This is a genomic window from Bradyrhizobium sp., from assembly GCF_035273305.1.
Classification (GTDB): Bacteria; Pseudomonadota; Alphaproteobacteria; order Rhizobiales; family Xanthobacteraceae; genus Bradyrhizobium.
On record NZ_DATEPI010000307.1, the window covers coordinates 1 to 12,092 of the forward strand.

A 12,092-nucleotide genomic window follows, 5' to 3' on the forward strand; every position below is an offset into this window, starting at 1 on the left:
CTGGCGGGCGATCCGGCTTGGGCTGGACCGGCCCGGCCTGCTGCGCGGCCAGATCCGCGCGTTGCTGCGGGCGGGCGGCGGCCGCGCCTTGCGGATCATGTTCCCGATGATCACCGAAGTTGCTGAATTCGACGCCGCCAAGGCCATGGTCGAACGCGAACTGACTTATCTGCGCCAGCACGGCCATGCGCTGCCGGAGCGCATAGACGTCGGCACCATGGTTGAAGTGCCGGCGCTACTGTACCAGCTCGACGAGCTCCTCAGGAAAGTCGATTTCGTATCGGTCGGCTCCAACGACCTGTTTCAGTTCCTGTTCGCGGTCGATCGTGGCAACGCCAAAGTCTCCGAGCGATTCGACACGATCTCGGCGCCGATCCTGAGGGCTTTGCGCGACGTCGTTCGCAAGGCCGATGCCGCGAACAAATCCGCCTGCCTCTGCGGCGAGATGGCATCGAAACCGATCGGCGCGCTGGCGCTGATCGCGCTGGGTTATCGTTCGCTGTCGCTGTCAGCAACGGCACATGGTCCGGTCAAAGCCATGATACTTGAGCTTAATGCCAGGAAGGCCCAGTCGATGATGGCGCCGCTGCTCGAGGCCCCAGCTGGCAGCGTATCGATCCGGCAAAAGCTGACGGAATTCGCTGAAGCCGAGGGGCTGTCGTTGTAGTGGGCTCTGGGTCCGTACGACGCCTTTCAACTTGAGACATGACCATGTCGATGCTGCCTGAAGCCAAACTCGATGTTCTGCTGGCGCACCACGCTTCGCTGGAGGCGGAGTTGCTCGGACAGATAAGCTCTGAATCGTATGTGCGGATCACGCGAGAACTGGCCGAGCTCAATCCGTTGATCGAAGCCGTGAAGGCCTACCGCGCGGCCATCAAGGAGATGAACGATATTGACGCGCTGATCGTCGATCCCTCCACCGATCCCGAGATGCGCGCGATGGCGGAGGCCGAGCGTGAAACGCTGGCCTCGCGCAGCGTCGAATTGGCTCAGCAGATTCGCGTGGCGCTCCTGCCCAAGGATGCGATGGACGACCGAAATGTGGTTCTGGAAATCCGCGACGGCACCGGCGGCGACGAGGCCGCGCTGTTTGCCGGTGACCTGTTCCGCATGTACGAGCGCTTCGCGGCATTGCAGGGCTGGAAAGTGGAGGTGATCTCGGCAAGCGAGGGCACCATGGGCGGCTTCAAGGAAATCATTGCCGAAGTGAAGGGCCGCGGCGCCTTCGCCAAACTGAAATTCGAATCCGGTGTGCATCGTGTGCAACGCGTGCCCGACACGGAAACGCAAGGCCGTATTCATACATCGGCGGCGACAGTTGCTGTTCTGCCGGAGGTCGAAGAGGTCGACGTCGATATCAAGCAGGACGACTTGCGGATCGAGACGATGCGCTCGCAGGGCGCCGGCGGCCAACACGTCAATAAAACTGAGTCAGCTATTCGTATCACGCACATTCCGAGTGGCATTGTGGTGAACATGCAGGACAGCCGGTCACAGCATAAAAATCGCGCGTCGGCGATGAACATCCTGCGCTCCCGCATCTACGATGCCGAGCGGCAACGGATCGACGCCGCTCGCTCGGCGGACCGCCGCGAGAAGGTCGGGTCCGGCGATCGCTCTGAGCGAATCCGCACCTATAATTTTCCGCAAGGCCGAGTGACCGATCACCGCATCAACCTCACGCTTTACAAACTGCCGCAGGTCATGGCCGGCGAAGCTTTGGGGGAATTGGTTGACGCCTTGACGACAGAGCATCAGGCCGCGCAGCTAGCCGCCCAAGGCGCCGCGGCGTGAGCTGCGGGAGCGATGGCATCGCCGGAAAGACGGTCGAGGCTGCACGGCGTGCACTGGCCACACGATTTCGGGAACGCGCGATCGAATCCGCCGAGCTCGATGCCCGGACGTTGGTCGGGGCTGTGCTTGGCCTTGATCTCACGCAACTCATCGCGGCAGCGGGCCGGCTCCTTACAGCGGATGAATCGTTGCGCATCGAGGATTTCGCGCGACGTCGTTGTCGCGGCGAACCGATCGCGAGGATTATCGGAACCAAGGAATTCTGGGGACTGCCGTTGCGGCTCTCCGCAGCGACACTGGTGCCGAGGGCCGACACTGAGACAGTAGTCGAACTGGCGCTTGAAATGCTGCGCGCGGACACGCGTCCGAATCGAGGTTTGCGGATCGCCGATATCGGCACCGGTTCGGGCGCGATTCTGCTGGCCCTGCTTTCGGAACTGCCTCATGCCCACGGGATAGGCACCGATATCAGCGAGGCTGCGTTGCGAACGGCGCGGAGCAACGCCGCCGATCTGGGCCTCGCCAACCGCGCCGGTTTCGTCGCCTGTTACTACCTCGCAGCATTGTCCAAGAGTTTCGACCTGATTGTGTCTAACCCGCCGTACATTCGGTCGGCGGAGATCGCTGAACTCGCAACCGAGGTGCGCGATCACGACCCGTTGAATGCGCTGGACGGCGGCGCCGATGGGCTCGATGCCTATCGCGCGGTCATTCCGCAGTCGATGGCGCTGCTGGCGAACGGAGGCGCACTCGTGGTGGAAGTCGGGCACACCCAAAGCGAGCACGTTGGCCGAATAATGACGGCGGCAGGGTTAACGCCGGAGGCGCCGGGTAAACGCGATCTGGCTGGCATCGAGCGGGCGGTTGCGGGTCGAAAATTGCCCCCATAAAAGCCAGATTGGAAAGCGAAAAAGCACTTGGAATATTCCCCCGGAGCGATTACGTTCAGTTACAACATCGGTCCAGGGTTGCTGGCCCCGTAGATGCTGCGGGTGAAGGCCAGGGTTCTCAAAGCGAGAGCCCGCCCCGAGTGAAAGGTTCCAAAACGCAGGTCCATTCGAGCGCGATGGCTTTAGAGAGCTGCGCCGGTTCTGACCGCAGAGCGAACGAAAGCCTGATATTGCGCTTGAAAAATCACGCGAGAAACCTGTGCTTGATTTGGCAGGCGGAATGAATTGATGCAGCAGCGGCTTCCGCTGGACTGTAGGGGGGCGCGTCTATCTTGATCGCGACTTACGGCAATCTGTGCGGAATTGCGCTGCACTCGAATCCAACGCGTATGAAACGTACCGCTCCAACCGACTACCACGACCAAGTTCGATCGATAACAAACCTAGGCTGGTAACTTCAGGGCTGAGATAAAGGTAGGACATGAGAAACGGTCAAAACAACAAGCGGATGCGCAACCGCAATAACAACAACAGGAACGATGGCAACCGGCGCGGCCAGAACCCGATGACACGGGTGTTCGAGTCCAATGGTCCGGACATCAAGATCCGCGGTACCGCCTCCCACGTGGCCGAGAAATACGTTCAGCTCGCACGCGACGCGCGGTCTTCCGGCGATCCTGTCGCCGCCGAAAATTATTACCAGCATGCCGAACATTATTTTCGCCTGATCGCCGCGGCACAGGAACAATTCCGGCAGAACCAGCCGCAGCCGCGCACCGAAAACGAGACGGCCGCCGAGGACGGCGAAGACGAGGGCGAGAGCTTTTCACATTTCGGCCAGGAGCCGGGCTTTGTTCCGGTGCAACCGCAGCCATTCGTCCCGCGCGACAACCGCGACAACAATGCACGCGATCACCAGCGCGAGGGACAGCCATACCAGCAGCGCGACCAGCACCAGCCTCGCGAACATGGCGGCCATCGCGAACACCGCGGGCAGCCGTATCAGCCCCAGTCACAGCCGCAGCCCGCAACGCCAGATGGTGGCAACGTCGACCGGCTGCCTTCGTTTATCACTGGGCCGCAACCTCAAATCAGCGGCAACCAGGGCGGCTTCGAGGGCGGGGGTGGCGATCGCGAGCGCTTTCCGCGACGGCGCCGTCGCCCGCATGGCCCGCGCCCGGAGGGCATGGCTGCGCCCGCAGGTCCCACCGACGATTTCAATCCCGGAAACGAGTAAGCGAGACGGCGTTCTCTGCTGACCTGTTGCGACGTCGTGGCCTTCACGAGTGTGGTTGGCTTATTCTTCTGACGCGTTTTCTTCACGCGTCACGCGAATCCGCGCCACTTCGCTCGAAAACGCTCTACACGTCACCGCCTTGCTGCAGCGATGAGGGCACCAGAACCGGTTCGAGCGCTGGAATCAGCCGCGTGCGCTCGCGATGTGCGGGGATGGCGCGGTAAACCTGCTTGGTCGCTTCGACAATATGAACTCCGGCGAACGGCAGCGAGAGAGCCGCGCCGACCCGTTCCCAGGCAACTGCAGAGCGCAGGAACCAGCCACCCGCAACCGGAGGCATGAAGAGCGCCTCTCCCCAGGCGGTCGGCGTGAACCAGGTCTGGCGCAGCAGTTGCGTGATCTGCGAGCGCGAATAGGGTCGGCCATGACCGAACGGGGTGTTGTCGGTACGCGTCCAAACACCGCGCCGATTTGGAATCACCGCCATCATGCGGCCAGACGGCGCCAGCACCCGCCATACTTCGCGCAGCAGGCCTTCCGGGTCATCGCACATTTCAAGGGCATGAACCAGCAGGATGCGGTCCACGGCCGCGTCCGGCAGCGGCAACGAGAACTCGTCTACCAAAGCTGCCAGCGTTGGCCGCGCCGTCGGCCATTTCAGCACTCCCTGCGCCGCCGGCATGAAGGCGATACAGCGTTCGGAGTCTTCGCGAAACAGGCCGAGATAGGGCGTGGGGTAACCGAGGCCGAGCACGCGCTGACCCTGCGCGTCCGGCCATCGCGCATGGATGCCCCGATTGATCAGCCGCCGCGCGACGATGCCGAGGCGCTGCGAATAGAAATCGCGTAGATCGATCACGTCGATAGTCATAAGCCAATGTAACACGTCGAGGCTGCTCAGGGGTCCCCGGAATATTGCATTGCCGCCGGACCGTTAACGCCATATTTCATGCTATGCGGAGTGGTGTCGCCTCCGCTTTGTCTGGATCATGGAGATGTCATGGCCGCCGAGATTCGACTGTTTCCCTGTCTGACCGACAATTTCGGCTATCTGATCCACAACCCGGCGACCAAGGCGACCGCCTCGATCGACGCGCCGGAGGCGGGGCCGATCGTCAAGGCACTCGAGCACGAAGGCTGGAGGCTCACCGATATTCTCATCACACACCATCATGGCGATCACGTCGGCGGCGTCGCCGAGTTAAAGCAGAAATATGGAGCGCGTGTCGTTGCTCCTCATGACAAGACAACCAAGATCGCAAATGTCGATCACCGCGTAAGCCAGGGCGATGTCGTGAAAGTCGGCGGCCTGTTGGCGCGGGTGCTGGAGACGCCCGGCCATACTCTCGACCATGTCAGTTATGTGTTCGATCTCGAGAAAGCGCTGTTTGCCGCCGATACCCTATTCTCGATCGGCTGCGGGCGGGTTTTCGAAGGTACCTATCCCATGATGTGGGATTCACTTCTCAAGCTGCGCGCCCTGCCGGACGATTTCAAACTCTATTGTGGGCATGAATACACTGCCGCCAACGTCAAGTTCGCGCTGACTGTCGAACCGGACAACGCCGCGCTGAAAGCGCGCGCCGAGGAAGTCGCGCGGCTGCGGGCGGCCAACAGGCCGACGGTACCGACGCTGCTGGGCGAGGAAAAGAAGGCCAATGTGTTCTTGCGCGCCGATGAGCCCTCAGTCGCGGCCGGCGTTCGGATGAAGGGCAGGAGCGCCGCTGAGGTGTTCGGCGAACTGCGCGAACGCAAGAACAAATCCTGACGGCCGGTGATTGAGCCGCTTTCGGGCTCCGATATCCACCGCCACGACTGCACGCTTCCGAGCTAAGCCAAGCTCGACTAACGTCACTTCATTATATCCTTTGCCGCGATCAAACCGCCGCCAGCAATCAACACCGCCGCGACCGCAATGTTGACGCTCGGCTGCGCAAAGCCCGCCAAAATCAGAAATGCGGTCGAGAGCAGTGGCGTTGCGTAGGATGCCGCCCCGAGTACACGGATGTCGCCGCGCTTCATCCCGATATCCCAGGCGTAAAATGCGGCCCCAACCGGGCCCACGCCGAGCGCCGCGATAGCGAGCCATTGACCGATTGTGTCCGGCCACACCGTGACCTCCACCAGCCCATGCACGAGGGCGGAAAGCACTGCGGTGCCCAGGCAAAAACCCGCGACCACATCCGTTGGCACCGATTTAAGCTTGCGCGACATCACCGAGTATGCCGCCCACACAAAGGCGGCCACGAACGCCGCGATCAGGCCGGGCCCATGGCCGGCTCCAAATTCGCTGCTGCCGCTGCCGAGAAGCAGGATCACCGTGCCCGCAAACCCAAGCAGCGCCCCCACGATGTGATGGAACGCCAGCCGCTCGCCCGGCAACAGCGATGAGAACAGTACGATCAACAGTGGCCAGAGATAATTCAGCAAACCTGCTTCTGCCGGTGGCGCGAAGCGCAGCGCCAAAAAATAAAGCGCGTGATAGCCGAACAGACCACCAATGCCGACGAGCCACGCGAGCGGCGATTGCCGCAATGCTCGGGTCGCATTCGGCCGGCCGATCCAGGTCAGGAAACCGACCAGCGCGCCAACCGCGAACGTCATCGCCGCGAGCTGAAACGCCGGCACGCTTCCGCTCGCGACCGTAAGCGCCGCCAGAAGCGACCACATCAGGATGGCGGTCAGCCCTAGCAGCGTGGCGGCACGCGGCGTCATCGAATGAGGCAATGGCGGAAATCTTTATTTCATGGCCGGGCTCGTCCGAGCCCGTACCAGCCATGCAACGTGTACGGCTTGCTTGTAAAGATGCGAACGCTCGCCAATCGCTGTCGAGAATAGCCACCGCAAGGCCAGCGCCGCTATCACGCCATGTACTGCCCGCCGTTGATCGAGAGCGTCGAGCCGGTGATGGCGCCGGCGTCGTCGGCGGCGAGAAACACCACGGCGCGCGCGATTTCGTCGGGCTCGCCGAGACGATTGACCGGAATTAACGGAAGGATGCTCTTCTCCAGCACCTCCTTCGGCACCGCCTGCACCATTTCGGTGTTGATATAGCCGGGGCAGATCGCGTTGACGGTGATGCCGCCCTTTGCGTTCTCCAAGGCCAAGGCCTTGGTGAAACCGATGTCGCCGGCCTTCGCGGCCGAATAATTCACCTGGCCAAACTGACCCTTCTGGCCGTTGATCGACGAGATGTTGATGACGCGACCGAATTTGCGCGAGCGCATGCCCTCGATCACTTGACGCGTCATGTTGAACAGCGAACCAAGATTGGTATTGATGACGGCGTTCCATTGATCCAGCGTCATCTTGTGGAACGCGCCGTCGCGGGTGATGCCCGCGTTGTTGACGAGCACGTCGATCGGACCTAGGTCGGCTTCCACTTTCTTGATTCCTTCGGCGCAGGAATCGAACGAACTGACATCCCATTTGTAAACGGGAATACCGGTGTCGGCTTTGAACTTTTCGGCAGCGGCGTCGTTGCCGGCATAAGTAGCGGCGACCTTGTAGCCGGCAGCCTTCAGCGCCTTGCTGATTGACGCGCCGATGCCCCGCGTTCCTCCAGATACCAACGCAACACGTGCCATGTCCGTTTCCTTCCCTAGGTTCTTCCTGAGCTACGCTTTCTACCAACTTGAAACTAAGCGGGCTGTTTGACCGACATCAACAATAAAGTGCGCGACGCAAACTCGATCGCAAAATGATTCTCGGCTTTGCGCCGTGCGGCCCTCCGGGAAATGAAAGCGGCGCATGATCTCATCGAATCATGCGCCGCTCGGCTGATCGATATGATTACGGTGCGGTTGCGAGCTGATTCTTTCATCACCCCGCATCCGCCGCCTTTTGTTTAATCGCGTGCGATGCACATCGCGATCCCCATGCCGCCGCCGATGCACAGCGTTGCAAGACCCTTCTTGGCGTCGCGCTTCTGCATTTCATGCAGCAGCGTCACCAGCACGCGCGCGCCGGAGGCGCCGACGGGATGGCCGATCGCTATCGCGCCACCATTGACGTTGACCTTGGAAGTATCCCAGCCGAGGTCCTTGTTGACCGCGCAGGCCTGCGCCGCGAACGCTTCGTTAGCCTCGATCAGATCGAGATCGCCGACATTCCAGCCGGCCTTCTTGAGCGCGGCGCGTGACGCCGGGATCGGGCCGGTGCCCATGATCTTCGGATCGACGCCGGCTTGGCCCCATGACACGATGCGGCCGAGAATCTTCTTGCCTTCCTTGGCCGCCTGCTTCGCCGTCATCAACACCACCGCGGCCGCACCGTCATTGATGCCCGACGCACTCCCGGCAGTCACCGTGCCGTCCTTCTCGAACGCCGGTCTGAGTTTTGCCATCGCATCCAGGGTCGCACCGTGCCGCGGATATTCATCGTCGCTGACGACGACGTCGCCCTTGCGGGTCTTGATGGTCACCGGAACGATTTCATCTTTGAACCTGCCCGCCTTCTGCGCAGCTTCGGCCTTGTTCTGAGAGCCGACGGCGAACTCATCCTGCTGCGAGCGCGTGATCTGGTATTGCCGGGCGACGTTCTCGGCGGTGTTGCCCATGTGGTAGCCATTGAACGCGTCCCACAGACCGTCTTTGATCATGGTGTCGACCAGTTCGACGCCGCCCATCTTGACGCCGCCGCGCAGATACTGCGCGTGAGGGGCCATGCTCATCGACTCCTGGCCGCCTGCCACCACGATGTCTGAATCACCGTTGAGGAGCGCCTGGTAACCCAGCGCCACCGTCCGCAGCCCCGAGCCGCATAGCTGATTGACACCCCAGGCCGGACTTTCCACCGGAATGCCGGCCGCGATCGAGGCCTGGCGCGCCGGGTTCTGGCCCTGCGCCGCGGTCAGGATCTGTCCCATGATCACCTCGGAGACGCGGTTCGGCTCGATGCCAGCCCGCTCCAGCGCGGCCTTGATGGCGATGGCGCCGAGATCGTGCGCGGGCGTAGTGGCAAACGCACCATTGAAGCTTCCGACCGGGGTGCGGGCGGCGCTGACGATGACGACATCGTCTGACATGTATTATCTCCTGGGCTTGAGGATCATTGGACGGCGGACGCCGGATTGGCAGGCCAGTCTCTCCTCCTTATCCTGTTAACGACACCGGGGCATGTCAATTGGCTATCGCGCGAAAGTTAGCTCGCGACGCGTTCAAAATGGCGTCGTTGGCGCGACCCCACGCACCTTCCATTTTTTAGAATTAACCGTGCGCACAAAACGGTAGCCGAACCCTATTGAAAATGCTTACTTTGTTGCGTTGCATTGCTGTCAGCCCTTCGGCGAAACCGTCGGGTTCCTCTCCTCGGTGTGTATGTGTGAGCCCATGGCGAAATCTGACCAACCCACCACCATAAAGAAATACGCGAACCGACGGCTCTATAATACCGGCACCAGCACCTATGTGACGCTCGAGGACCTCGCGGCCATGGTGAAAGAGGGTGAGGACTTCCTCGTCTATGATGCAAAAACGGGTGATGACATCACCCGCTCGGTGCTGGCTCAAATTATCTTCGAACAGGAAAACAAGGCGGGTCAGAACCTGCTGCCGACGACCTTCCTACGACAGCTGATCAGGTTCTACGGCGACAGCATGCAAATGGTGGTGCCGAAATATCTCGAGCAGGCGATCGATACGTTGACGCGCGAGCAGGAGAAATTCCGCAAGCAGCTCACCAACACCTTCAGCGGCACTCCGTTCGCCCCGCTGGAAGAACACGTCCGTCGTAACATGGAATTGTTTCAGCAGACGTTCTCGATGTTCAAGCCATTCGCACCACCGCGCGGCGGAGCCCCTTCCATCGAGCCGGAAAACGGAGGTGAGCCGCCGCCCGAAGCCGACAATATCGAGGATCTTCGTCGGCAGATGAAAGATATGCAGGAGCGGCTCGAGCGGATGTCGAAGGAGCCGAAGAAGGACGAGTAGCTGCTGACTCGTCCGCGCGCCGAGAGAGATTCACCGCGATCAGTTCTAGCTCGCCGCTGGCAAAGCCATTTCTGCCGCGATGTCCCATTGCCGCTTCGACGAGGCGAGCCCGATCAGCCTTCCCTGAATATAGTCGCAGCCCCAGTCACGCAACATGATCGCGGCGTGCTCATCCTGAACCCATTCCGCCACAGTCTTGATTTGCAGGCGTCGCGCCAGATCGATCAGCGTTTGCACAAAGGCGCGATCGTCCGCCGAACGCGCGATGTTCTGCACGAATGCGCCATCGATCTTGACGATGTCGACCCCAAGTTTGCGCAAATTGCGGAACGAGGTGTAACCGGCGCCGAAATCGTCGATTGCGATGCGGCTGCCGAAATTCTTCAGCCGCGTCACGAATCGGCGTAAATCGTCGAGATCGTGAATCGCGATCGTCTCCGTGATTTCGATAATCAGCCGTTCGGCGATCCCGCCGTGAGCGCGCATCAGGGATTCAATGGACGCCCACCATTCCGGGTCCATCGTGGTCTCCGGCGAGATATTCAGGCTGAGCTGCACGTTCGGGGACGCGGCGAGTTGCTCCACCACGAGTTCGAGCACGCGGTGATCGACGAGGCGAATAAGCCCCAGCCTCTCCGCCACCGGCACGATATCAGGCGCCAGCAGGATTTGACCGTCATCCTGCTCCATGCGTATCAGGCATTCATGGAAAGCCAGCTTTCGAGAGTTCGCCTCCACGACCGGCTCAAATGCCATTGCGATCCGGCGCTCATTGAGCGCGGTGACGATCTCATCGGTGACGCGGATGTTGACGCGGCGCTGGGCGTCGCGCTCGATATTCGGCCGCCAGACCGCAAACGACCCGGAACGGCGCCGTTTTGCCAGGTCGAGCGTTTCGTGGGCGCGGTTGATCGCCTCGCCGATGTTTCGCGCATGGCGCGGAACGGTGATGGCGCCGATCGACGCCGTCACCGAGACCGGTCCCGATTCGGTTGGCACCACCTCGTGGCGAATGCCGGTGAGAAAGCGCTCGGCGGCAACATGCATGTCGTCGACGCTGCAGTTCTTCAGGATGAGGCCGAATTTGTTACCGGAGAACCGGCCGAGTATGTCGCCGCCGCGCAACCGCGTGCGGATGCGTTTGCCGATTTCCGAAATTACGGCATCCGCGACATCGAATCCGAACGCATCGTTAATGCGAGCTAGGTGATCGATCCCTATCAACATGAAGGCACAGGACGTGCGGAACCGCGCGGCCTCCTCGATCGCCTCGGCCAATGAGGCGACCAGATACGTGCGATTGAGTTCGCCGGTCAGCGGATCGTGCCGTGACAGCTTCAGCAACTGCTCTTCGCGGGCGTGGCGCTCGTTGTTGACGCGGACGATGCCCTGGGCGCGCGCCGGCCTGCCGTTGGGACCTGCGAACCAGCACCCGGTCTCTTCGATCCAGAGAAGTGGCTCTGATGTCGAGGTCCTCACACCGTATTCGATGCGGTAGGGAGCGGCCTTTCCGCTTTGAGCCGGCGGCGAAGACGCCAATGCCTCGGAGCGGATCGTACGTGTCGGCTCGATCAGTTTCGAAAATTGAGCGCCAGTCGCGAGGAGCCCCGGCGGGATATCTGAAAACACCGCGCCGGCATGCTCGGTCCATGTGATCGCGTCAGTCGCGATATCCCAAATGAACGCGGCCTGCCCCAGCGACGCCAGAATGCTTGATGTTTTCGGAAGAGCGGATGTCACGATCGCCTCGTTTCAGGACAGTGCCGGCCCGATTCCATTTCTTAAACGTACTGCCTCTCCGTCGGCGACTGTACTTCAACTTGCTAAATAATCCGCAAACCCCGCCATAACGACGCCGGCGACGCCGTCGCGCAGGACGGCACGGCCCTTGCGAGGTTGAGATCGAGCGCGGGCGCAGAGTCCCGAAATGTGACAGGTAAAGTGGATTCGATTTTGGACCCGATGAGCGATCAACCAGAGCGGACTTCAGATGCGAGCGCGGGCGCCACAGAGACGCCGGCCTGTGTCGCCCTGGTGCCTGTCACAGGTGATCGGTCCCGGATCCCGGCCCAGCGGCTATCGCGGGCTGATTTCATCGCGCAACTGATCGCGACAGCCGAGCATGTCCCGCAGACGCGCGGACTGCGACGGGCTACGTCGGCCGACGCAAAGGCCGCCTATGGAGCGTCGTGGCAGCAATCCGGCATCCAGCGTGCCGGAATCCGGACTCGTCAGACC

At 61.4% G+C, this 12,092-nt stretch carries 11 protein-coding genes; 6 read left to right on the forward strand and 5 right to left on the reverse strand.

Going from position 1 to position 12,092, the window contains the following annotated elements; genetic code table 11:
- The 4 genes from VJV58_RS20145 to VJV58_RS20160 form a co-directional block, all read left to right on the forward strand.
- Positions 1 to 667, forward strand: a 667-nt coding sequence (locus tag VJV58_RS20145) for a putative PEP-binding protein (protein WP_324139132.1), incomplete at its 5' end; no start/stop codon positions are given.
- Positions 668 to 711: 44 nt separating this feature from the next.
- On the forward strand, positions 712 to 1,797 hold the full coding sequence (gene prfA, locus VJV58_RS20150; protein WP_324139133.1) for a peptide chain release factor 1: 1,086 nt from the start codon (positions 712 to 714) through the stop codon (positions 1,795 to 1,797).
- On the forward strand, positions 1,794 to 2,687 hold the full coding sequence (gene prmC / locus VJV58_RS20155) for a peptide chain release factor N(5)-glutamine methyltransferase (protein WP_324139134.1): 894 nt from the start codon (positions 1,794 to 1,796) through the stop codon (positions 2,685 to 2,687). The genes prfA and prmC overlap by 4 nt, the downstream gene beginning before the upstream one ends.
- Before the next feature lie 481 nt (positions 2,688 to 3,168).
- Positions 3,169 to 3,924: a DUF4167 domain-containing protein gene (locus VJV58_RS20160; RefSeq protein ID WP_324139135.1), complete on the forward strand. Its 756-nt coding sequence runs from the start codon at positions 3,169 to 3,171 to the stop codon at positions 3,922 to 3,924.
- A 124-nt stretch (positions 3,925 to 4,048) separates the two neighbouring features.
- Here VJV58_RS20160 and VJV58_RS20165 read toward each other — a convergent pair whose 3' ends face one another.
- Positions 4,049 to 4,789: a class I SAM-dependent methyltransferase gene (locus tag VJV58_RS20165; RefSeq protein WP_324139141.1), complete on the reverse strand. Its 741-nt coding sequence runs from the start codon at positions 4,787 to 4,789 to the stop codon at positions 4,049 to 4,051.
- A gap of 135 nt (positions 4,790 to 4,924) precedes the next feature.
- Between VJV58_RS20165 and gloB the strand changes: the two genes are divergently transcribed.
- Complete coding sequence (gene gloB / locus VJV58_RS20170; protein WP_324139136.1) at positions 4,925 to 5,692, forward strand: hydroxyacylglutathione hydrolase; 768 nt, start codon at positions 4,925 to 4,927, stop codon at positions 5,690 to 5,692.
- An 83-nt stretch (positions 5,693 to 5,775) separates the two neighbouring features.
- Here gloB and VJV58_RS20175 read toward each other — a convergent pair whose 3' ends face one another.
- The 3 genes from VJV58_RS20175 to VJV58_RS20185 all read right to left on the reverse strand — a co-directional run bounded on the left by VJV58_RS20175 (position 5,776) and on the right by VJV58_RS20185 (position 8,950).
- A complete protein-coding gene (locus VJV58_RS20175; protein WP_324139137.1) occupies positions 5,776 to 6,639 on the reverse strand; it encodes a DMT family transporter in 864 nt (287 codons plus the stop codon).
- A gap of 146 nt (positions 6,640 to 6,785) precedes the next feature.
- Entirely contained in the window at positions 6,786 to 7,511 is a 726-nt protein-coding gene (phbB, locus tag VJV58_RS20180) for an acetoacetyl-CoA reductase (RefSeq protein WP_324139138.1), read from the reverse strand.
- A 260-nt stretch (positions 7,512 to 7,771) separates the two neighbouring features.
- Positions 7,772 to 8,950, reverse strand: a complete 1,179-nt coding sequence (locus VJV58_RS20185; RefSeq protein WP_324139139.1) for an acetyl-CoA C-acetyltransferase — start codon at positions 8,948 to 8,950, stop codon at positions 7,772 to 7,774.
- Positions 8,951 to 9,254: 304 nt separating this feature from the next.
- Here VJV58_RS20185 and phaR point away from each other — a divergent pair, with 304 nt between their 5' ends.
- Entirely contained in the window at positions 9,255 to 9,854 is a 600-nt protein-coding gene (gene phaR, locus VJV58_RS20190) for a polyhydroxyalkanoate synthesis repressor PhaR (RefSeq protein WP_324139140.1), read from the forward strand.
- Positions 9,855 to 9,899: 45 nt separating this feature from the next.
- Here the strand turns inward: phaR and VJV58_RS20195 are convergent, their stop codons facing one another.
- Positions 9,900 to 11,594 carry an EAL domain-containing protein gene (locus tag VJV58_RS20195; RefSeq protein WP_414641535.1) on the reverse strand — a complete coding sequence of 565 codons (1,695 nt, stop codon included), beginning with the start codon at positions 11,592 to 11,594 and terminating at the stop codon, positions 9,900 to 9,902.
- Positions 11,595 to 12,092 lie beyond the last annotated feature (498 nt).